Source organism: Lentzea albida, from assembly GCF_900111005.1.
In the GTDB taxonomy this organism is placed as follows: domain Bacteria; phylum Actinomycetota; class Actinomycetes; order Mycobacteriales; family Pseudonocardiaceae; genus Lentzea; species Lentzea albida.
In genome coordinates, this window is record NZ_FOFV01000004.1 from 414,992 (window position 1) to 435,275 (window position 20,284).

Genomic DNA, 20,284 nt, shown 5'->3' on the forward strand with positions numbered 1-20,284 from the left:
TTGGGGTGCATGCCAAATGCTCTGGGGGTTCCCAGCCCCGACAAGGTCGCGTACATGGCGGACGCCGCCGACCTCGGCCGGGACTACAAGCACCACCTGCTCGTCTCGCTCGACCTGAAGCCCGGCGACACGGTCCTCGACGTGGGCTGCGGCCCCGGCACGGACTTACCGGTCATGGCCGACGCGGTCACGCCCTCCGGCCGCGTCATCGGCGTCGACGTGGACCCGGCGATGGTGGCCGCAGCCAGGAGCTTCTCGCACTTCTACCCGCAGATCGACATCCGCCGGGGCGACGCGCACGCGCTGCCCGTGGACCCCGGCACCGCCGGCCGGGCTCGCATGGACCGTGCGCTGCAGCACGTCGAGAACCCGGCCGGCGTCCTCGCCGAACTCCACAAGGCGTTGGAGCCGGGCGGTCTGCTGCGCATCGCCGAACCCGACTGGGACGCCCTGCTCGTCGACGGCGACCTCGAGATGAACAGGGCGTTCAACCGGTTCGTCTGCTCGACCATGGTCCGCAACGCGACGATCGGCCGTGAACTCCCCCGCCTCGCACGGGAGGCGGGTTTCGAGGTCGAGGGCGTCCGCGCGGTGACGACGGTCCTGCGCGACTTCGTCAGGGCCGACTACACCCTCGCCCTCACCCGCAACACCGAACGAGCTGTCCGGGCGGGTGCGATCGAACGCGCCGACGGGGAGCGCTGGCTCGCGGAACTGCGGGAGGGCGACTTCCTCGCGTCACTGACGATCTTCCTGCTGTCCGCCCGCAAGCCCCTGTGACACGAGGCCGAACGACTCGACGACACGGGAGAGGCTCGCCTCCCCGTGTCCCGAGTCGATCTGCAGGTCGACGAGGGCCTGGAGCGCGTCGAGCCCGGCGAACGGCACGCCCTGCGCCTCGGTGGCGCGGATGAGCGTGGCCACGCCGGACCGGTTCATCGCGATGCTCGACTCCGCGTTGTCGTAGCTCCCGGCGTCGATCTCCTCCGCGAACGTCGTCAGCGCCGGTTGGAGGTCTTCCAACCAGGACAACAACATCGGCGTGAGCTCGGTGACCGGAATGCCACCGGCTCGCGCCAGCGCGGCGGCGTGCAGGAAGCCGCCGAGCAGCCCGTACATCCCGGACAGGATCGCCACGTCGTACCCGGAGGCGCGGCCCGCATCCGCGCCCAGGAACGTGACCTTTCCCAGCAGCGCCAACGGTTCCCGCCAACGTTCGGGCACGGCCGGCGAACCGCTGTAGATGATCGACGACGCGTCGGTGCCGATCGTCTGGGGTACCGCGTACACCGCCCCGTGCAGGTAATCGGCACCGTTCGCCGCAGCCCACTCGGCCAGTTCACGCGCTTCGCCGGGTGTGCCGGAGGTGAGGTTCACCAGCGCCCGCCCGCGCACGTCCACACCGCGCAGGACCTCTTGCGCCGCTTGGTGGTCGAGCACGGCGACGACCACGAGTCCACTGGCCGCCACCGCCTCCGCCGCACTGCCGGCGACGGTCGCCGCGAGCCCGGAGGCCTTGGCCGCGGAACGGTTCCAGACCGTCACGGGGTGGCCCGCCCGCACGAACGCCTCCGCCAACGCGCGTCCGAGGTTTCCCAGTCCCAGCACGGTGATCGCTTCAGATGTCATGCGTCCAGCCTCGCCGCGCGTGATCACCCCGACCAGTGACCGGAATGACCACCACCACCAAATTCCTGCCATAGGCTGGACCGCATGAGCGCTGGATCCGTCGCCCTGATCGTGCCCAGCGACTTCGGCGTGGCCGACCTCTACGAACTGGGCGTCCCGGCAGCCGTCTTCGGCACGCCGCAGCCCGACCTCGCCGACCCCTGGTACGAGTTGTGGTTGTGCGGCACCGGTTCCCGCACACGCGACACCAAGCCAGGCTTCACGCTGCACAGCACTCACGGCCTGGACGACGTCGTGCGTGCGGACACCGTCATCGTGTCGTGGGTGCCGGACGAGGTCATCGAGGACAACGCGCCCGTTCCACCCGAACTGGTCTCCGCGCTGCGCCAGGCCCACGACAACGGCGCGCGGATCGTCTCCGCGTGCGTCGGCGCGTACGCGTTGGCCGAAGCCGGCCTGCTGGACGGCAAGAGGGCCACCGCGCACTGGATGCACACCGCCCTGCTGGCCGAGCGCTACCCGAAGGTCCAGGTCGACGCCTCGCAGCTCTACGTCGACGAGGGAGACGTGCTGACCAGCGCCGGCATGTCCGCGGGTCTCGACGTCTGCCTGCACCTGGTGCGCCGCGACCTGGGCGCCCACGTCGCGAACCAGCTCGCCCGCCGGATGGTGGTGCCGGGACACCGGCCGGGCCACCTCGGCCAGTTCGTCGACCTGTCGGTTCCCGAGACCGACGAACTGGGCTTGGCGCCGGTGCTCGACTGGGCCCGTGCCCGCCTGGACGAGCCGCTGACGATCGACGACCTGGCGCGCAGGGCCGCGATGAGCCCGCGGACCTTCTACCGCAGGCTCCAGGCCACCACGGGCACGACACCGTTGCAGTGGCTGCTCAACGAGCGCATCACCAGGGCGCAGGTGCTGCTGGAGTCCACCGACCTGCCGATGGAGAAGGTCGCGGCGCTGAGCGGCATCGGCACGGCCAACAACCTCCGCCACCACTTCCTGAAGCAGGTGGGGCAGTCTCCCGGCGACTACCGCCGCACCCGTCGCTGAACAGCAGAAAGGCCCCCGGCGAACCGGGGGCCTTTCTCAGCTAGCTGTGAACCGGCGAGGCTCAGGCCTCGTCCACCAGCATGTTGCGGGTGCGGTTCGGGTCGACCGGGATGCCGGGGCCCATCGTCGTGGAGACGGTGACCTTCTTGACGTACCGGCCCTTGGCCGCGGACGGCTTGGCACGGAGCACCTCGTCCAGCGCGGCCGCGTAGTTCTCGACCAGCTTCTCGGAGTCGAACGACACCTTGCCGATGACGAAGTGCAGGTTGGCCTGCTTGTCAACGCGGAAGTTGATCTTTCCGCCCTTGATGTCGTTGACGGCCTTGGCGACCTCGGGGGTCACGGTGCCGGTCTTGGGGTTCGGCATCAGGCCACGCGGGCCGAGGATGCGGGCGATGCGGCCGACCTTCGCCATCTGGTCGGGGGTCGCGATCGCGGCGTCGAAGTCGAGCCAGCCACCCTGAATGCGCTCGATCAGGTCCTCGGAGCCGACAGCGTCCGCACCGGCGGCCTCGGCCTCAGCGGCCTTGTCACCGGTTGCGAAGACGATCACGCGGGCGGTCTTGCCCGTACCGTGCGGCAGATTCACGGTGCCGCGGACCATCTGGTCGGCCTTGCGAGGGTCGACGCCGAGGCGAATCGCGACCTCGACGGTGGCGTCCAGCTTCACCTTGGACGTTTCCTTGGCGAGCTTGGCGGCCTCCAGCGGCGAGTACAGCCGCTCCCGGTCCACCAGCTCGGCGGCGGCCTTGTAGGCCTTGCTGCGCTTCATAACTCTGTCCTTAATTGCTGTGGATCAGTCGTGGTTCGTGAGCCGCGCTCGGCTCTCCCACGCTTTCAAAGGGGGTGCGATCAGCCTTCGACCGTGATGCCCATGGAACGGGCGGTGCCGGCGATGATCTTCGCGGCCTGGTCGATGTCGTTCGCGTTCAGGTCGACCATCTTGGTCTGCGCGATCTGACGCACCTGCTCCATGGTCACCTTGGCGACCTTGACGCGGTGCGGCTCGCCGCTGCCCTTGTCGACACCAGCGGCGGCGAGGATGAGTCGCGCGGCCGGCGGCGTCTTCAGCTTGAAGTCGAACGAGCGGTCTTCGTACACGGAGATCTCAACCGGCACGACCTGACCGCGCTGCGACTCGGTCGCGGCGTTGTAGGCCTTGCAGAACTCCATGATGTTGACGCCGTGCTGACCAAGCGCGGGACCGACGGGCGGCGCCGGGTTGGCGGCACCAGCCTTGATCTGCAGCTTGATGATCGCTGACAGCTTCTTCTTCTTGGGAGGCATTGTCCGTACTTCCTGTTATTGCGGTGTCCGCGCGCGGCTCTGCCAGCCGCAGCGTGGCCGATCGGTCTCCCTCGCGGGAGACCGCTCAGATCTTGGAGACCTGGCTGAACGACAGCTCGACCGGCGTCTCCCGGCCGAAGATCGACACCAGGACCTTCAGCTTCTGGCCGTCCGCGTTGACCTCGCTGATCGTCGCGGGCAACGTGGCGAACGGGCCGTCCATGACGGTGACCGACTCGCCGACCTCGAAGTCGACCTCGATCGTCGGCTTCGACACGGTGGTGGAAGCGGCCTTCTTGCCCTCGGCCGGCTTCTGCTCCTGCTGCGGGAGCAGGAACTTCAGCACCTCGTCGATCGTGAGGGGCGAGGGCTTCGAGGTGGCGCCGACGAACCCGGTCACGCCCGGCGTGTTGCGGACGGCGCTCCAGGACGCGTCGGTGAGCTCCATGCGGACCAGGATGTAGCCGGGCAGCACCTTGCGCTGCACCAGCTTGCGCTGGCCGTTCTTGATCTCGGTGACCTCTTCGGTCGGCACCTCGACCTGGAAGATGTAGTCCTCCATGTCGAGCGTGTGGATACGGGTCTCGAGGTTCGCCTTGACCTTGTTCTCGTAACCGGCGTACGAGTGCACGACGTACCAGTCGCCGGGCGCGTGGCGCAGGGCCTGACGCAGCTCTTCGGCGGGGTCGGCGATCTCTTCGTCGATCGGGGTCTCGTCGATGGCGAGGACGTCGACGTCCTCGGCCTCGTCGGTGTCCTCGGAGTCCACGTCGTCGGAGTCCACAGCCGCCGACTCGACCGTCTCGTCGGCCGCGGTGTCCTCGGACACCTCGTCGTCGATGAGGTCGGTCTTCTCCTGGGCGTCAACGCCGTTGTCGGAGCTCACTGTGGATCTCGCTTCCTGGTTGCAGCGGCAGCTGTCCGGCTCAGCCGAACAACTCGAAAACAGCCGCGCCGAAGCCGAGGTCGAGAGCCCACACCAGCGCAACCATGAAGACCACGAACACCATGACCACGCCGGTGTACGTGATGAGCTGCTTGCGCGTCGGCCAGATCACCTTGCGGAGTTCGCCGACGACCTCGCGGATGTAGCGGAAGCCCCGCCCGATCAGCGAGGGACGCTTCTCCTGTCCTTCACGGGTCTTGGTCGGGCGACCCTTCTTCGCGTCCTCGTCCGAAGCCTCGGACTTGGCGACGCTCTTCTTCGACTCAGCGCTGCTGCCGTCCTTGCGGGCGGCCGGGCGAGAGGAGGCACGACGTTCACGTCGCGCCGCAGCAGTGGACGGCCGGACAGCGCCTTCGCGCTCCTCCGGCTGGTCCTGCTCGCGGCCCTCGCTCATGCCGTCCTCCACTCCACCCATGACGCGCTTCGACAGCAGGGGCGACAGGACTTGAACCTGCAACCTGCGGTTTTGGAGACCGCTGCTCTGCCAGTTGAGCTACACCCCTTTGAGATCCCGGATGGGGATCCCCTGGCCCAAGCAGGAAGTGTACGGGAGCCTGTCCCGTCCATTCCAACCAGACCGCTCAAGCACTTGCCGAGCGGCCTGTCGCACAGCCTACCCATAGCCGGACCGAGAACACGAATCAGGGTCGTGCAACCGCGCACCGCTCCACGCCCGAATCCGGCGTGAGCACGGCAAACGCCACCGGACCGGGTCGTCCGGTGGTGTTCTTGATCACAAGATCAGCCGACGCGCACGCGGGCGAACGCACCCGTCAACACCGACTTGCCGTCAAAAGCCGCGTTGATGTTGACCTTCACAGTTCCGTCGCCGAGGTCCTTGGTGACCTTCGCGGTGACCTCGACCAGCGCGCCCTCACCGTCGTTCGGCACCACGACGGGCCGCCCGAACCGGCACCCGTACTCGACGATCGCGCCGGGGTCGCCGATCCACTCCGCGACGATCCGCGAGGCCACGGCCATGGTCAGCATGCCGTGCGCGATCACGTCCGGCAGGCCGACCTCCTTGGCCGTCTTCTCGTTCCAGTGGATGGGGTTGAAGTCCAGCGAGGCGCCCGCGTACCGCACCAGGTCGTCGCGCTTGAGGCGCACGGACAGCGCCGGCAGTTCGGTCCCGACCTCGGTGCTCACTGCTGCGCTCACGCGTCTTCTCCTCTCACGACGAGCATCGACTTGGCGGTGGCGACGAGCTCGCCGTCGACCGTGCTGATCTCCGTCCGCACGGTCACCATGTCGTTGCCCATGCGGGACGTGATGGAGTCGATGTGCGCGGTGCTGACGAGCTGGTCGCCCGCGGTGATCGGCCGGTGGTGCGTGAAGTTCTGGTCGCCGTGCACGACGCGGCTGTAGTCGAGCTGCAGCTCCGGGTCGAACATGACCGTCTCGTTCGTCTTCATCGACACGACGATCGCGAACGTGGGCGGCGCGATGACGTCCCTGTGCCCCAACGCCTTCGCCGCTTCGGCGTCGCGGTAGGCCGGGCTGGTCGCGCCGATGGCGTCGGCGAACTCGCGGATCTTCTCGCGGCTCACGTCGTACGGCTGCGACGGCGGATAACTGCGTCCGATGAAGGCGGGGTCAAGAGGCACTTGAAGAGCCTATATGCGACGAGGCCCGCCCCACGTGTGGGACGGGCCTCGGTCGAAAGCCGCTACGCGCTCAGCGGGTTTCCTTGTGCGCGCGGTGCGTCTTGCAGTTCGGGCAGAACTTCTTGACCTCCAGGCGGTCCGGGTCGTTGCGCCGGTTCTTCCTGGTGATGTAGTTCCGGTGCTTGCACTCCTCGCACGCGAGGGTGATCTTCGGACGTACGTCGGTTGCAGCCACGGTCCTTGCCTTCCTGAGAGCACACGAGACCCCGTGGTACCCAGTCCGGGCTTACCGTCTGGCGGGGCGGGCGACGAAGTCACCCGAGGGATCTTGCTGAGTAGCGGTGGCCGGACTTGAACCGGCGACACAGCGATTATGAGCCGCTTGCTCTACCAACTGAGCTACACCGCTTTACACAACTCAAGCCGCAGCGCTCAGCACTGCGGCCAGTTGTAGAGCCCCTTTACGGAATCGAACCGTAGACCTTCTCCTTACCATGGAGACGCTCTGCCGACTGAGCTAAAGGGGCCAGCTCTTCGTTCCTGCTGACACGTAGAACTCTACAACACGCCTCGACCAAGAACGAAATCCGGGGGTCCCCTTAGTGGACCAAGGTGAGCACCGTCTCATCGCGAGCACCCCTGACCTGCACCGTTCGTGCGCGCAGCCACGCCTCGAAGCGGTCCTCGGACAGCGGCCGCGAGATCAGGTACCCCTGCGCGACGTCGCAGCCCATCCCGACCAGCTGGTCGCGAGCGGCGTCGTCCTCCACGCCTTCCGCGACCACGACGAGACCGAGCGAGTGCCCGAGCTCCACGATCGACCGGACCACGGCCATGTCGCCGAGGTCCGTGCCCATGCCGAGCACGAACGACTTGTCGATCTTCACCTCGTCGACCGGCAGCTGGCGCAGGTAGGCCAGGGACGAGTACCCGGTGCCGAAGTCGTCGACCGCCAGCACGACGCCGATCGCGTGCAGGCGCCGCAGCACCGGCAGAGCGCGCTCGGGATCGGCCATGACGCCCGATTCGGTGAGCTCGAAGGTCAGCAGGCCCGAAGGCACGTCGTGGCGTTCCAGAGCGGCTTCCACGCGGTTCGGGAAGTCCTCGTCGCCCAGCGTCCGCACCGACAGGTTCACCGCGATGGACATCCGCAGCCCGCGGTCGAGCCAGCGGCGGACGCGTTCCAGCGCCCTGTCCATCACGAAGTCCGTCAGCACGTCCACGAGCCCGGTGGCCTCGACGGCCGGCACGAACTCGTCCGGGTCGACGCGGCCGAACTCCGGATGTGTCCAGCGCACCAACGCCTCCGCGCCGACGACCTGACGTGACGGCAGGGCGACCTTCGGCTGGTAGTGCACCGAGATCTGGCCCGTCTCGACGGCCTGGCGGAACTGCGTGACGAGCTGGAAGCGGCGCAGGAACAGGTGGCCCATCGACGGCGCGTAGGCCTTCACGGGCGTGCCCTCGGAAGTGGCACGCACGGCGACGTCTGCCCGTTGCAGCAACACGTCGGGATCCGGGTCCTCGGTCTCGGAGTCCGCTTTGGACGCGTAGCCCACTACCGCGGAGGCCTCGACGGTCAGGCGGTCGACGGGGTACGGCACGGAGAGACCGGCGCGCAGCCGTTCCGCGGTCTCGTGGGCCGTGGCAGCGCGTTCGTCGTCGAGGTACGCGGCGAACGCGCCGCCCTCGAGCCGGGCGAGCGGCACGTCGGGGCCGAGCGCGTCGCGCAGCCTGCGCCCGGCGGCGACGACCATGCGGTTGCCCCAGGCCTGGCCCAGCGCATCGGAGACCGTCGACAGGATGTCGAGGTCGATGCGCAGCACCACTCCCCTCTGGGACTCGCGCAGCGGTTCGGCGCACGCCTCGCGGAAGCCCGCGCGGTTCAGCAGGCCGGTCAGCGGGTCGTGGTAGGCGTCGTGCCTCAGGCGGGCCAGCAGGCGCCGGTTGTCGACGGCCGTGGCGAGGTGCGAGGCCAAGGTCCTGAGCAGCTGGATGTCGGCCTTGCCGAAACCGCGCCAGCGCGACAGCCGGTCGTGGGCCTCGACGGCGCCGAGCAGCTGGGTGGCGCCGCGCAACGGGACGACCAGGGCCTCCTGCGCGTCGCGGCGCAGCAGGGCCTCGGTGACGTCCTCGGTCGCGTCGGCCACGCGGTAGTAGCGGACGTGCGTGCCGGGCAGCTGCAGGACGGGGTCCTCGCGGACGGCACGCGGGTCCGTCGCGGTCATCTCCTCGGGCAGCGGTTCGCCGGCGACGAGGGTGATCATGGCTTCCTGCGGGTCGGTGCGCAGGCGCAGCACGACCCTGTTCGCGTTGAGCTGCTCGCGGATGCGTTCCGCGATGAGCTGCCACTCGTCCTCTTCGACGCCGGTGGTGAGGTCGTCGTCGGGCTGGCGCGGGCCGGTGCCGTGCTGGCCCGACCTCGCGACGCGGAGGCTGACCTCGCTCAGCGCCTCCAGGTCGCGCTGTTCGCGCAGCAGCCCGGAGTAGGCGAGGTAGGTGGCCACGATGCCCGCGAGCACCAGGATGATCAGGACGCCGCCCCACGCGGTGGTGGCGACGATCTGGTAGCCGACGAGGCCGATCGAGGTGTTCAGCAGGGCCACGACCAGCGTCTGCAGCACGAGGCGCAGGCTGTTGCCGACGCGCATCGACTTGCCCATGAGGCGCAACGCGCAGAGGCCCAGCACGCTCGCGAGCATCGGCACGGTGATCGTGCCGACGAAGGCGCCCGCCCAGAACGGTCCGCCCGCGCCGATCATCCGGTTCACGGCCTCCGCGGCGGCGAACGCCACGGAGATCTCCATGAACATGAGGCCCGCGTTGTAGACGGCGCGGTCGAGGATCCGCCTGCCGAGCAACGTGCCCACGCCCGCGACCACGTGCGCGGCGAGCACGATCTCGAACGGGGCGACCAGCAGGCCGAGGACCAGCGGGATCTCGGTGAAGGAGATCGTCCACGCGACGCCGCTGCGGACGTCGACGTTGATCGCGAGCTGTTCCGCCAGCAGGAAGCCGACGACCAGGAGGGGGCCGATCCAGAACAGGGAGGTGGTCTCCCTCTCCGGAAGCCATGCCGCGACCATGCCCGCGCAGACGACGCCTGCCACCAGGAGGGTGACGGCGAACGCGCTGAAAGCGCGGTTGGTCGACTTGGCCGACCAGGCGGCCGAGTCCGACACGGGGGCCGACGCTCGGTCGGACATCCAGCCTCCTCGTCGGCCTGGGTGGGGGAACCTCTAGGCGTGACTGAGGGGTCCCGCACTTGGCGATCAGGACCCCTCCAGGGGCACCAATGTACCCCGCTCGGGGGACGAAATGGCAGGTCGAGCACGTTTGGTGACGTCTATTCACCCAGACGTGGTTAGACGGTGAGCCGTCCCCGGAGCACCGTCACGGCCTGCCCGGAGAGCAGCACGCGATCTTGCGCGAGCGTGGCCCTGACGAACCCGCCGCGCGGCGACGCCTGCTCCGCGAGCAGGTCAGCGCGCTGGAGCCGAGGCACCCAATAGGACGCAAGGGTGCAGTGGGCCGATCCGGTGACGGGGTCCTCCGGCACGCCGACCGACGGGTAGAAGCACCGGCTGACGACGTCCGCATCACCGTCTCCGACGGCCGTCACGATTACTCCCCGTGACGGAAATTGTGCCAGTCCTTGGACGTCGGGTCGCACGGAACGGACCTCCGCGGCGCTCTCCAACTCGATCAGGAAGTCGAAGCGCCCACGCGACACGGACTTGATCGTCGCATGTGGCAGCGCTTCCGCTAGACCGATTGGCGGGTCAGTCAACTTCGGGGGGTCCGCGGGGAAGTCCATCCGCACCCATCCATCGTCATTTGCGCATGTGAGCACGCCGCTACGCGTGGTGAACGACTGCTCGCCACCCAGCACGTGCGCGGTGGCGAGCGTGGCGTGCCCGCAGAGGTCCACCTCGGCCTCCGGCGTGAACCAGCGGAGGTGGTTGTCGGGGGTGACGAAGGCCGTTTCGGCGTGCTTCATCTCGGCCGCGACGGCCTGCAGCCAGGCGTCGTCGCGCGGTTCGGCGAGGAGGACGACCCCGGCGGGGTTGCCCGCGAAGGGCCGGTCGGTGAACGCGTCCACGACGTAGATTTCCACAGGGCCGACCCTGCCATGGTCGGATGGGGCGTGACCGAGATCTTTTCCTTCACCGAGACGGATCCGGATTCGCTGGGGGCGACCTGGGGACCGCTGCGCCTGCACCGGCTGGCCTGGCGGCCCGGCTGCGACCTGCCCGCGTTGCTCGACGAGTGGGAGTCCCGGCTCACGTACCCCGGCGACACCGACACCGCGGCGATGGTGACGCTGCCGAGCCACGCAGACGTGCTGCCGTTGGTCCACCGCGGTTTCGCGCCCCTCACCGTGATCGCCGAGCGCCTGGCCGGCCGCTCCCCCGCGCCGCGGCCGTCCGGTGTGGACGTGCGGGCGGCGACCCGCGCCGACCTGGACGTCGCGGTCGAACTGAACCTGCACACGGTCCGGTACGACGCCGCGTTCGGCATGGTCACCGAACGCCCGAACACGGCGGAGCACCTCCGGACGGCGCTCGCCGAGGTGCTCGAGCGCGACCACGAGGCGATGTGGCTCGCGGTCGACGGCGACACGCCCGTCGGCATGATCTACGTCGACATGCCGCAGGATGCGGGGTGGATGGAGCGGTTCGCCTCGGCGCGCCCGTTCGCGTATCTCGCCCATCTCGGCGTACGGCCCGATGTGCGGGGCACGGGCGCAGGCAGCGCTCTCGTGGCACACGCGCACTCGGTGCTGGACGACGCCGGTGTGGCGTCCACGCTGCTCCACCACGCCCTGCCGAACCCGCGCTCGACGCCGTTCTGGTACTCGAACGGCTACCGCCCGCGCTGGACGGTGTGGGTCCGCCGCCCGGCGTTGCGCGCTCCCACCGGCGTGTCTTCGCAACCCGAACGGCCTAGTGAGACATGATCTACCCGTTCACACAAGCGAAGAACCCGAACGAACCCGTACTTGTGGAACGAATCCGGCCTCTATTTCGACAAAGGGGTAAGTGATTCGGACACCACTCCTGGGGGGTCGACATGGAACTCAGCGGAAGAGCGAGGGCGATGCTGCGGGCTGTCGCCGCGGGACGTGCCGAGGTGACAGGCGGTACCGAGCCCGACCTGTACGTCGACGGGCTGCCCTGCTGCGACCGGACGGCGACGCACGACCTCGTGCACGCGGGACTGCTGCGCCCCTCGCAGCCGACGAGTTTCGGTCTCCGGGTCTGCGCGGAACTGACCGACGACGGCCGGGCGGCACTCGCCGCCAGCTGACCGGCGTGTTGATCGCCCAATGATCGAACATTTGTTCGACATGGGGTACGCTTCGCGCTGAAGCCGGCACGCAAGAGAGAGGAAGCTCTTGCGCGCCGGCTTCACCTTTTCCGGCGCAGACCTCAGGCGCTGATCCCCTGGCCGAGCCCGCCGTCGACCGCGAGCTCGGCGCCCGTGGTGAACGTGGCCTCGAAAGCCAGGAACAACACGGCGCTCGCGACCTCGTCCATCGAGCCGTGGCGCTTGAGCGGCGTGATGCGGTCGCCCTCCTCCTTGAACTGCTGGAGGACCTCCTCGGGCACACCCGTGACGCCCATCGACGGCGTGTCGATGAAGCCGGGGCTGACGACGTTCACCCGGACGTTCCTGGGCGCGAGCTCCGCGGCGAGTCCTCGTGCGAACGCCCGCACCGCCGCCTTGGCACCCGCGTAGACGCTCAGGCCCGGCGACCCCAGCACGGTGGCGACGCTCGTGGTGAAGACGATCGAGCCACCGTCCTTGACCAACGGCGCGAGGTGCTGCGCCGTGAAGAACGCACCCTTGGTGTTCACGTCGAACGTGCGGTCGTAGTCGGCCTCGGTGGCCTCGTCGAACGGCGTGAGGGTCGAGAACCCGACGTTGACGAACAGCAGGTCGATGTCCTGGAACCGTTGCGCGACTTCAGTTCTGAGGTCGGCGATGTCGTTGAGGTTCGTCGCATCGGACGCGAAGGCGTGCGCCTTGAGGCCTTCGGCCTGCTTGGTGGTGCGACCGGTCAGCACCACCTCGACGCCGTTGTCGACCAGCATCTCCACCGTCGCGCGCCCCATGCCGTGCGTGCCGCCCGTGACGACGGCCTTCTTGCCCAGGTACTTCACTTCCGGATCTCCTCGATGACGCTCGCGATGCTGTGGTTGCCGTGGCCGTTGCTCTGCGCGCGCTCGAACAGCGCGTGCAACGCCTTCGGCAGGGTCGTGTCGAGGCCTTGTTCTTCGTTGGCCTCGGTGAGCAGGCGCAGCCCGGACACGTTGATGTCCAACGCGGACACGTCGGTCTCGTAGCTCCTGGTCTGCGTCTCCTCGCCCATCTCGGGCAGGAGGGTGCTCATCTCGGTGAGCCAGCTCATGGCCATGGGCGTGAACGTGCGCGGCTCGATGCCCTCGCTGCCCATGAGTGCGACCGCCTGCAGGTAGCCGCCGAACACGGACCACATGAGGCCGAGCAGCGCCAGGTCGTACAGCGCGGCGAGCCCGGCGTCCTCCCCGACGTGCACCGGCTCGCCGAACGCGTCGAGCACGTGGTGGTTCTCGTTGCCGCTGAACAGGATCCTGGCCTGCGGCGTGCCGATCTGCTGCGGCACCGCCATGATCACGCCGTCGACGTACTCGACCCCGTTGTCCTCAGCCCACCGCGCGGTCCTGCGGGCCTCGTCCGGCGTGCCGGACGTCAGGTTCACGAGCGTCTTGATCTCGCCGGTGAGCAACGGCTGCTGGACGTCGTACGTCGACAGGCACGTCACGACGACGTCACTCTGGAACGCTTCTTGTGGCGTGGCAACGCTTCTGGCGTTCGGGATGGTCTTCGGCGTGCGGTTCCACACGCTCACTTCGTAGCCCTCTTCGACGAGGGCGTTGGCGAGCGCGCTGCCCATCCGGCCGAGGCCGAGCACGCTCACGGTTTCCTTGGTCCCCATGCCGAGAATGCTCGTTCCGGCACTGACTTCTCGACAAGTACCTACTATTTTGTCAGGTACCCACTTTTCGGTAAGGATCCTGATGAAGCCACGAAATTACGTCTGCGGCCTCGACGCGGCGATCGACGTGATCGGCGGCCGCTGGAAGGCGCTGATCCTGTGGGCGCTGCACGAGGGCCCGGTGCGCACGGGCGAACTGCGCCGGTCCGTCTCCGGCATCAGCGAGAAGATGCTGATCCAGGTGCTGCGCGAGATGGAGGCGGACGAGATCGTGCACCGCGAGGTGTTCCACGAGGTCCCTCCCCGCGTCGAGTACTCGCTCACTCCGCTGGGCGTGCGGCTGAACGAGGCGCTGCTGCCGTTGGGCGACTGGGGCGAGGACAACATGGCGTCGATCGCCCGCCGCCGCGGCGTCGAACCGGCGCCGCGGCACTGAAGCCCTTGTTACCGGTCGAGGTACACGACGGTCGCGTCGTCCGAAATCTTCTTCCGCGGCCACTCCACGGCCTTGGCGTCTTCCTTTTCGACCGCGCGCATTTTGCGGATGAGGTCGTCCGGTCCGTTCGCCGCCATCAGTTCGAGAGCCTGACGCCAATCGAAGAGGTTGAACAGGTCGACCGCCCGAGCAGCGCCGTCCGACAGGATCGCGACGCGCCGCACATCGGACAGCGGCACCTCGCCGGTCAGCGCGTGCTCGACGTCAGCGGCCTTCGCCCCGGCCGTCCGGTTCGTCTGCGTGTCGCTCACCACGAGCAACTCGCGCTTGGTGTCGATCACGACCGTGGCGTCCCCGAGCACCAGGTACCGCAGCACGTCGTCCTTGATCTGCACCATCGCGACCGCCACGCTGGGCGAGTCCGGGTGATCGAGGTCGCACGTGCCCGAGTGCAGCTCGGCGGCCTGCGTGATCGCCTCGCGCAGAGCCCCGGCGGGCTCCAGGTGGGCGAACCGCAGGATCTCCGCGGACAGCTGGTCGGCGAACCACCCGACGCCGTGCTCGCACCCCGTCTGGGGCTTGGCCGTCACGCCGTCGAGCACGGCGAGCAGGTTCGGCCCGACCAGGGCCCGGTCCTCGCTCGGCGCGGTCGTCCGGCCGGCCTCGGTAGCCATCTGCGTGCGCACTGAGATCTCCTCGGTCCGGCCTCACGAAGCTGCGCGCGAACGCTATCAAGGTTGATCAGGCCGGTGACCGCACCGAGGACGAGAGGGATCGGTCAGGCCGTGTGGTTGGCGATGACGAGTTCGGCGACGAGGTCGTCCCGCAACGCGAACCGGTAGTCGAGTTCGGCGACACCGCCCGGGAAGGTGCCCTCGAGCCGCACGGTCACCACCCAGTGGGCGTCGTCGACGCGGCGAGCGCCGATCTGTTCGGTCGTGTACTCGAACTCGGACCCGGCGTCCCGCAGGAACGCGTGGACCTCCTCCCGGCCGCGGAAGGTCTCGTCCTGGTCGACGACCACCACGTCCTCGGTGAGCAACGACGAGGCGGTGTCGGCGTCGCGGACGACGTGGGCGGCGAAGAACTCGCGCACGGTGGCGGGGAGCAGATCGGTGTGCTGTGTCATGCCCCCACCGTGCGACCTCACGGCGCGGGAGGGTCAAGCCGTGGAGTCTCCCCCAGGGAGAGAGTCCAGAATGCGCAGGTGCTGACCATCGGGGAGTTCTCGCGGCTGACCCACCTGAGCGTGCGGACCCTTCGCCGGTACCACGAAGCGGCCCTGCTGGAGCCCGCCGTGGTCGACGAGTTCACGGGTTACCGCTACTACGCCGTCGACCAGATCCCGACCGCACAGGTCATCCACCGGCTCCGCGAACTAGACGTCCCCCTGAACGACGTGCAGCGAATCCTCCGCACACCCGACCCCGGTGTGCGGGCGGCCCTGGTCGCGGACCACCTGCAACGCCTCGAGCACGAGCTCGACCGCACCAGAGCCGCGGTCGTGTCCCTGCGGCGCCTGCTCAGGCCCGACCCCGCGCCGATCGACGTCGCACTGCGCGCCGAGCCCGCCAGGACGGTCGCGGCGGTGGAGGCCGTCGTCGAGCACCGCGACGTCGAGGCCTGGTTCGCGGGCGCGATGGCCGAACTGGCGGCGGCCGTCGGCGACACCGCGACCGGACCACCGGGCGGCAACTACGACAACGCCCTCTTCGAACAGGAGCGCGGTCACGCACTCGTCTACCTGCCGACCGCGGCGCCCCCTCGCACCGGACGCGTGCACCCCGCGACCCTCCCGGCCGTGGAACTGGCCGTCACCACCCATGCCGGCGAGCACGACGGCATCGAGGTCACCTACGGCGCGCTCGGGACGTGGGTGGTGGAGAACGCGATGTCGGTGGCCGGGCCGGTGCGGGAGGTCTACGTCGTCGGCCCCCGTGACTCGAGCGATCCCGCCGAGTGGCGCACCGAGATCGGCTGGCCGGTCTTTCGCGTCACCTGAGGAGTCGGTGGCGGAGTGCGGAATCGACCGTCACCACGCATAGGAGAAGAAGCTCGCCGGCAAGCGCGCCGCGCCGGACACGATCCGGCTGTGTCGCACGACGTTCGGCAACGCGCTCGACTACGCCGTCGAATGGAAGGCACTCGCCGAAAACCCGCTGAGCGAGGTGGAGCTGCAGAAGCGCAAGACCGTGGTTCACCAGGTCGACCGACGTTCGGATGCCAATCCGATTCAGTGCTGAACGCGGGTGTCGAGGCACCTCGGGTAGCTGCGGGCAGGCCACAACCTGAACGTGCTGCTGCGCACGTACGCCAAGTGCGTTGACGGCGGAGAGGAGACGGCCCGGCAGCGCTAGGCGAACCGGCCGCCCAACTTCGGCACGCCCTCGGTGCAGCCACTCGGAGAACGCCGGTTCGAGCCATCCACAACCGGACCGCACTAGAAAGGCCCTGTGACCAGAACTTCCTGGTCACAGGGCCTTTCTCACTGCTGTGGCGGGTAGAGGATTCGAACCTCTGTAGCTTTCGCGACGGATTTACAGTCCGCTCCCATTGGCCGCTCGGGCAACCCGCCCCACACCGTCGTAACGGTGCGGGCAGAACAATACATAACCCCTTCGGGGCGCCCCAAATCGGGGTACCCCAGTAGCATCGACGCTGGCTGTGACCCCGAGATCGTTGAGGAGTGAAGTCGTGGCGGACCCGTCGTTCGACGTGGTGAGCAAGGTGGACCGGCAGGAGGTCGACAACGCGCTCAACCAGGCGGCCAAGGAGCTGAGCAATCGCTTCGACTTCCGGGGGACCAACACCACGGTGGCCTGGGCCGGCGAGGAGGCGATCACCTTCACCTCCGAGACGGAGGAGCGCTGCAAGGCGGCGATCGACGTCTTCCAGGAGAAGCTGGTCAAGCGCAACATCTCGATGAAGGCGTTCGAGGTGGGCGAGCCCGCGGTGTCCGGGAAGGTGTTCAAGGTCACGGGAAACCTCGTGCAGGGCATCACGTCCGAGAAGGCCAAGGAGATCGCCAAGAAGATCCGCGACGAGGCGCCCAAGGGCGTTCAGGCGCAGATCCAGGGCGACCAGTTGCGGGTGTCCGGCAAGAAGAAGGACCACCTGCAGGACGTCATCGCACTGCTGAAGGGCTCCGACTTCGGCATCGCCCTCCAGTTCACCAACTACCGGTGAAGGGCATCGTCCTCGCCGGTGGCAGCGGGACGCGCCTGCACCCGATCACGCAGGCCGTCTCGAAGCAGTTGCTGCCGGTGTACGACAAGCCGATGATCTACTACCCGCTGTCGGTGCTCATGCTGGCCGGCATCCGGGAAGTGCTGATCATCAGCACCCCGACCGACTTACCGCTGTTCCGGCGGCTGCTCGGCGACGGGTCCCAGTGGGGCATGGCCTTCTCCTACGCGGAGCAGGCCGCCCCGAACGGGCTCGCGGAGGCGTTCGTCATCGGGGCGGGCTTCGTCGGGGACGACGACGTGGCGCTGGTGCTGGGCGACAACATCTTCTACGGCCAGGGCTTCTCCACCACGCTGCAGCACCACGCGTCCACTTTGGACGGGTGTGTGCTGTTCGGCTACCAGGTGAAGGACCCCGAGCGGTACGGCGTGGGCGAGGTCGACGCGACGGGCAGGCTGCTGTCCATCGAGGAGAAGCCCGCGAAGCCGAAGTCGAACAGGGCCATCACCGGGCTCTACTTCTACGACAACGGTGTGGTGGACGTCGCGCGGAACCTCAAGCCGTCGCCCCGCGGCGAGCTGGAGATCACCGACGTCAACCTGCACTACCTGCGCGACGGGCGGGCCCAGCTCGTCGACCTGAGCCGCGGGTTCGCGTGGCTCGACACCGGCACGCACGACTCGCTGCTCGAGGCCGGGCAGTTCGTGCAGGTGCTGGAGCACCGGACGGGCGTGCGCATCGCGTGTCCCGAGGAGATCGCGCTGCGCATGGGCTTCATCTCCGCGCAGGAGTGCTACGCGCTCGGCGAGAAGCTCGGCAAGTCCGGGTACGGCGAGTACCTCATGGCCGTGGCGAAGGCGGGGCGCTAGCCGATCAGCTAGCGCCGGGCCATCTCCTCGAGCCTGCGGATGCGGTCGGCGATCGGCGGGTGGGTCGAGAACCACTTGGCGAACTGTTCCCCCGAGCGGAACGGGTTCGCGATCATCAGGTGGCTCTGCGACACCACCTCCGGTTCCGGCGCGAGCGGTGCCGCCCGCGTCCCCATCTCGATCTTGCGCAACGCGCCGGCGAGCGCCAGCGGGTCGCCGGTGAGCTCGGAGCCGGACTGGTCCGCCTGGAACTCGCGCGAGCGGCTCACGGCCAGGCGCACGACCGTGGCCGCGATCGGGCCGAGCAGCGCGATCAGCAGCAGTCCCAGCGGGCCGGGGCCCTCGTCGTCCGAGTCCCCGCCGCCGAAGATGCTCGCGAACATGGCCAGGTTGGCCAGCATCGTGATCACGCCGGCCAGCGCGCCGGCCACACAGCTGATCAGGATGTCGCGGTTGTAGACGTGCGCGAGCTCGTGGCCGAGCACGGCGCGCAGTTCGCGTTCGTCGAGCAGGTCCAGGATGCCTGTGGTGCAGCACACGGCGGCGTTGCGCGGGTTGCGGCCCGTCGCGAACGCGTTCGGTGCGGCCGTGGGGCTCAGGTACAGCCTGGGCATGGGCTGGCGCGCCTTCTGCGACAGCTCCCGCACGATCGCATAGAGCACGGGTTGCTCCACTTGCGACACGGGCACCGCCCGCATCGCGCGCAGCGCGAGCTTGTCCGAGTTGAAGTACGCGTAGGCGTTCACGCCCAAGGCCAACATCAGGCCGATGACCAGTGCCGTGCGGCCGAACAAGCTGCTGACCAGCACGATCAGCGCGCTCATCCCACCGAGCAGCACGGCCGTCTTCAACCCGTTGAAGTGCTTGTGCACGGTTCCGCCTCCGGGTTTTACGTCCTACCCCTCAACGAACCAGGGCGCCTGCCGGTTCCTGTGGCGGTTTCGGGCGCGGCCTCCGCGGCCGGGTCGAGCGCGGGCGGTGGCGGCACCTTCTCGACCCAGGTGGACAGCACGTCCCGTTCGTGGACGAGTTCCGCGACGGCGCCCTCGCCGTCGATCGAGCCCGTTCCGGGGTAGCCGAACTCCGGCGCCCAGTGCAGGGCGTCGAACGGGCACACCTCGACGCAGATGCCGCAGTAGAGGCACTGGCCGTAGTCGATCGCGAACCGGTCGAGCACGTTGCGGCTGCGCGGGCGGGCGCTGCCGGGCTGCTCCTCGACCTCGGTGTGCGACGTGATGTGGATGCACCAGTCAGGACACTCGCGCGCGCAGATCATGCAGACCGTGCAGTTGGCCTCCAACAGCGCGATGACGCCCCTCGTGCGCGGTGGCAGGTTCGTCACGACGGGCTCTCCTCTTCACGGCGCGGGCCCCACGACGGGTCCGGAACGCCAGGTGGTGCGGTGCGGCGGCGGCTCGGGGCACTCGTGTTGTCCTCGCCGGGTTCGAGACGGCCCGGCCACGGACGCACGACGCGTGAGGCGAGCACGAAGTCCTTGCGCAGCGGGTGGCCCTGGAAGCTGTCGGGCAGCAGCAGGTGTTCGGTGTCGCTGTCCACGGTCACGCCGAACATCTCCGCGGCCTCGCGCTCGTGCCAGCCGGCGCCCTTCCACAGGTGCGCGACGCTCGGCAGCGACTCCCCCGTGCCGATCTCGGTGCGCAGCATGACGCCCTCACGCGTGCGCGGGTCGATCACGTGCAGGAACACGGCGTGGCGCTCGCCCACCGCCCCCGGCCGGCCCGCGTCCTCGACGCCGAGCCAGTCGAACATCACGAACCCGTCGGCGTGGTGGGTGGTGGCGGTCGCGAGCCAGTCGGCGAGCTCCACGTGGTGGATCGTCTGGCCGAACGCCGTCTTCGGGGTGGTCACGCGTTCACCAGCCCGTGCAGCGCCTTGAGGCCTTCGAGCAGCGCTTCGGGCCGGGGCGGGCAACCGGGGACGGCGACGTGGACCGGAAGGGCCTGGTCGATCCCCTTGGTGACGCTGTAGGAATCCCAGTACGGGCCGCCGGTGTTGCTGCAGGCGCCTACGGAGATCACGTAACGGGGTTCGGGCATGGCCTCGAAACTGCGGAGGACAGCAGGCAACATGACGTCCGTGACGGTGCCGGAGACGACGAGAACGTGCGCCTCGCCGGCGCCGTCGACCGGCGTGACGCCGAGGTCGGGAAGGCGGTCGAGAGCTGCCATCACTTCGACTCCGCAGCAGGCGAGTCCGAGTTCGAGCACGGTGACCTGGTAGGTGGTGCCCCAGTCCAGGCGAGCGGAAGCCGTCACAACGGCTGAGGGT

Annotated in this window: 26 protein-coding genes and 4 tRNA genes; 8 read left to right on the forward strand and 22 right to left on the reverse strand. The window is 68.7% G+C overall.

The window, feature by feature from the left end; all coding sequences use genetic code 11:
• Positions 1-9 precede the first annotated feature (9 nt).
• Positions 10-780 carry a methyltransferase domain-containing protein gene (locus tag BMY74_RS13995; RefSeq protein ID WP_089915398.1) on the forward strand — a complete coding sequence of 257 codons (771 nt, stop codon included), beginning with the start codon at positions 10-12 and terminating at the stop codon, positions 778-780.
• Here the strand turns inward: BMY74_RS13995 and BMY74_RS14000 are convergent.
• Positions 739-1,629, reverse strand: a complete 891-nt coding sequence (locus BMY74_RS14000) for an NAD(P)-dependent oxidoreductase (RefSeq protein ID WP_089915770.1) — start codon at positions 1,627-1,629, stop codon at positions 739-741. The genes BMY74_RS13995 and BMY74_RS14000 overlap by 42 nt on opposite strands.
• A gap of 84 nt (positions 1,630-1,713) precedes the next feature.
• Between BMY74_RS14000 and BMY74_RS14005 the strand changes: the two genes are divergently transcribed.
• Positions 1,714-2,682 carry a GlxA family transcriptional regulator gene (locus BMY74_RS14005; protein ID WP_089915401.1) on the forward strand — a complete coding sequence of 323 codons (969 nt, stop codon included), beginning with the start codon at positions 1,714-1,716 and terminating at the stop codon, positions 2,680-2,682.
• 61 nt (positions 2,683-2,743) lie between these two features.
• Here the strand turns inward: BMY74_RS14005 and rplA are convergent, their stop codons facing one another.
• The 12 genes from rplA to BMY74_RS14065 form a co-directional block, all read right to left on the reverse strand.
• Entirely contained in the window at positions 2,744-3,454 is a 711-nt protein-coding gene (gene rplA, locus BMY74_RS14010; protein ID WP_089915404.1) for a 50S ribosomal protein L1, read from the reverse strand.
• A gap of 80 nt (positions 3,455-3,534) precedes the next feature.
• Positions 3,535-3,969 (reverse strand): 50S ribosomal protein L11, encoded by a 435-nt coding sequence (gene rplK / locus BMY74_RS14015; RefSeq protein WP_065915943.1) that lies wholly within the window; start codon positions 3,967-3,969, stop codon positions 3,535-3,537.
• An 85-nt stretch (positions 3,970-4,054) separates the two neighbouring features.
• On the reverse strand, positions 4,055-4,855 hold the full coding sequence (gene nusG / locus BMY74_RS14020; protein ID WP_089915406.1) for a transcription termination/antitermination protein NusG: 801 nt from the start codon (positions 4,853-4,855) through the stop codon (positions 4,055-4,057).
• 40 nt (positions 4,856-4,895) lie between these two features.
• The gene (secE, locus tag BMY74_RS14025) at positions 4,896-5,309 is read right to left on the reverse strand and encodes a preprotein translocase subunit SecE (protein ID WP_089915773.1); all 414 of its coding nucleotides are present in this window, start codon (positions 5,307-5,309) and stop codon (positions 4,896-4,898) included.
• Positions 5,310-5,345: 36 nt separating this feature from the next.
• Positions 5,346-5,418: transfer RNA gene (locus BMY74_RS14030), tRNA-Trp, on the reverse strand.
• Positions 5,419-5,656: 238 nt separating this feature from the next.
• A complete protein-coding gene (locus BMY74_RS14035; RefSeq protein ID WP_089915409.1) occupies positions 5,657-6,076 on the reverse strand; it encodes a MaoC/PaaZ C-terminal domain-containing protein in 420 nt (139 codons plus the stop codon).
• The gene (locus tag BMY74_RS14040) at positions 6,073-6,522 is read right to left on the reverse strand and encodes a MaoC family dehydratase N-terminal domain-containing protein (protein WP_089915412.1); all 450 of its coding nucleotides are present in this window, start codon (positions 6,520-6,522) and stop codon (positions 6,073-6,075) included. Before BMY74_RS14040 ends, BMY74_RS14035 begins: the two co-directional genes overlap by 4 nt.
• Before the next feature lie 70 nt (positions 6,523-6,592).
• Positions 6,593-6,757, reverse strand: a complete 165-nt coding sequence (gene rpmG / locus BMY74_RS14045) for a 50S ribosomal protein L33 (protein WP_053733184.1) — start codon at positions 6,755-6,757, stop codon at positions 6,593-6,595.
• A 101-nt stretch (positions 6,758-6,858) separates the two neighbouring features.
• Positions 6,859-6,931: transfer RNA gene (locus BMY74_RS14050), tRNA-Met, on the reverse strand.
• 45 nt (positions 6,932-6,976) lie between these two features.
• Positions 6,977-7,049, reverse strand: a tRNA-Thr gene (locus BMY74_RS14055).
• Positions 7,050-7,121: 72 nt separating this feature from the next.
• The gene (locus BMY74_RS14060; RefSeq protein ID WP_089915415.1) at positions 7,122-9,728 is read right to left on the reverse strand and encodes a putative bifunctional diguanylate cyclase/phosphodiesterase; all 2,607 of its coding nucleotides are present in this window, start codon (positions 9,726-9,728) and stop codon (positions 7,122-7,124) included.
• 158 nt (positions 9,729-9,886) lie between these two features.
• Complete coding sequence (locus tag BMY74_RS14065; RefSeq protein WP_089915418.1) at positions 9,887-10,639, reverse strand: PhzF family phenazine biosynthesis protein; 753 nt, start codon at positions 10,637-10,639, stop codon at positions 9,887-9,889.
• Between the two features lie 30 nt (positions 10,640-10,669).
• On the opposite strand from BMY74_RS14065, the gene BMY74_RS14070 reads away from it, so the two are divergent.
• A complete protein-coding gene (locus tag BMY74_RS14070) occupies positions 10,670-11,482 on the forward strand; it encodes a GNAT family N-acetyltransferase (RefSeq protein ID WP_177229732.1) in 813 nt (270 codons plus the stop codon).
• Between the two features lie 140 nt (positions 11,483-11,622).
• The gene (locus tag BMY74_RS14075; protein WP_245786109.1) at positions 11,623-11,832 is read left to right on the forward strand and encodes a hypothetical protein; all 210 of its coding nucleotides are present in this window, start codon (positions 11,623-11,625) and stop codon (positions 11,830-11,832) included.
• Positions 11,833-11,954: 122 nt separating this feature from the next.
• On the opposite strand, the gene BMY74_RS14080 is transcribed toward BMY74_RS14075, so the two are convergent.
• Positions 11,955-12,689, reverse strand: coding sequence for an SDR family NAD(P)-dependent oxidoreductase (locus tag BMY74_RS14080; protein ID WP_089915425.1), 735 nt, complete (start codon positions 12,687-12,689; stop codon positions 11,955-11,957).
• Complete coding sequence (locus tag BMY74_RS14085; protein WP_245786110.1) at positions 12,686-13,504, reverse strand: NAD(P)-dependent oxidoreductase; 819 nt, start codon at positions 13,502-13,504, stop codon at positions 12,686-12,688. Before BMY74_RS14085 ends, BMY74_RS14080 begins: the two co-directional genes overlap by 4 nt.
• An 82-nt stretch (positions 13,505-13,586) precedes the next feature.
• Between BMY74_RS14085 and BMY74_RS14090 the strand changes: the two genes are divergently transcribed.
• Positions 13,587-13,940, forward strand: a complete 354-nt coding sequence (locus BMY74_RS14090; protein ID WP_089915428.1) for a winged helix-turn-helix transcriptional regulator — start codon at positions 13,587-13,589, stop codon at positions 13,938-13,940.
• 8 nt (positions 13,941-13,948) lie between these two features.
• On the opposite strand, the gene BMY74_RS14095 is transcribed toward BMY74_RS14090, so the two are convergent.
• Together BMY74_RS14095 and BMY74_RS14100 are read right to left on the reverse strand one after the other, a co-directional pair.
• Entirely contained in the window at positions 13,949-14,626 is a 678-nt protein-coding gene (locus BMY74_RS14095) for a protein phosphatase 2C domain-containing protein (RefSeq protein ID WP_089915431.1), read from the reverse strand.
• A gap of 92 nt (positions 14,627-14,718) precedes the next feature.
• Complete coding sequence (locus BMY74_RS14100) at positions 14,719-15,069, reverse strand: nuclear transport factor 2 family protein (RefSeq protein WP_089915434.1); 351 nt, start codon at positions 15,067-15,069, stop codon at positions 14,719-14,721.
• Between the two features lie 78 nt (positions 15,070-15,147).
• On the opposite strand from BMY74_RS14100, the gene BMY74_RS14105 reads away from it, so the two are divergent.
• Positions 15,148-15,942, forward strand: a complete 795-nt coding sequence (locus BMY74_RS14105) for a MerR family transcriptional regulator (protein ID WP_089915437.1) — start codon at positions 15,148-15,150, stop codon at positions 15,940-15,942.
• 492 nt (positions 15,943-16,434) lie between these two features.
• On the opposite strand, the gene BMY74_RS14110 is transcribed toward BMY74_RS14105, so the two are convergent.
• Positions 16,435-16,515 (reverse strand) — tRNA-Tyr (locus tag BMY74_RS14110).
• 119 nt (positions 16,516-16,634) lie between these two features.
• Here BMY74_RS14110 and BMY74_RS14115 point away from each other — a divergent pair.
• Positions 16,635-17,126, forward strand: a complete 492-nt coding sequence (locus BMY74_RS14115) for a YajQ family cyclic di-GMP-binding protein (RefSeq protein ID WP_089915440.1) — start codon at positions 16,635-16,637, stop codon at positions 17,124-17,126.
• Complete coding sequence (gene rfbA / locus BMY74_RS14120; protein WP_089915443.1) at positions 17,123-17,995, forward strand: glucose-1-phosphate thymidylyltransferase RfbA; 873 nt, start codon at positions 17,123-17,125, stop codon at positions 17,993-17,995. The genes BMY74_RS14115 and rfbA overlap by 4 nt, the downstream gene beginning before the upstream one ends.
• Before the next feature lie 8 nt (positions 17,996-18,003).
• Here rfbA and htpX read toward each other — a convergent pair whose 3' ends face one another.
• From htpX to BMY74_RS14140, 4 genes are read right to left on the reverse strand one after another with little or no spacing between them, the layout of a single operon-like run.
• Positions 18,004-18,867, reverse strand: a complete 864-nt coding sequence (gene htpX, locus BMY74_RS14125; protein WP_089915446.1) for a zinc metalloprotease HtpX — start codon at positions 18,865-18,867, stop codon at positions 18,004-18,006.
• Between the two features lie 17 nt (positions 18,868-18,884).
• On the reverse strand, positions 18,885-19,337 hold the full coding sequence (locus BMY74_RS14130) for a 4Fe-4S binding protein (protein WP_089915449.1): 453 nt from the start codon (positions 19,335-19,337) through the stop codon (positions 18,885-18,887).
• On the reverse strand, positions 19,334-19,864 hold the full coding sequence (locus BMY74_RS14135; protein ID WP_089915452.1) for an NADH-quinone oxidoreductase subunit C: 531 nt from the start codon (positions 19,862-19,864) through the stop codon (positions 19,334-19,336). The genes BMY74_RS14130 and BMY74_RS14135 overlap by 4 nt, the downstream gene beginning before the upstream one ends.
• Entirely contained in the window at positions 19,861-20,271 is a 411-nt protein-coding gene (locus tag BMY74_RS14140; RefSeq protein WP_089915455.1) for an NADH-quinone oxidoreductase subunit B, read from the reverse strand. The genes BMY74_RS14135 and BMY74_RS14140 overlap by 4 nt, the downstream gene beginning before the upstream one ends.
• Between the last annotated feature and the right edge of the window lie 13 nt (positions 20,272-20,284).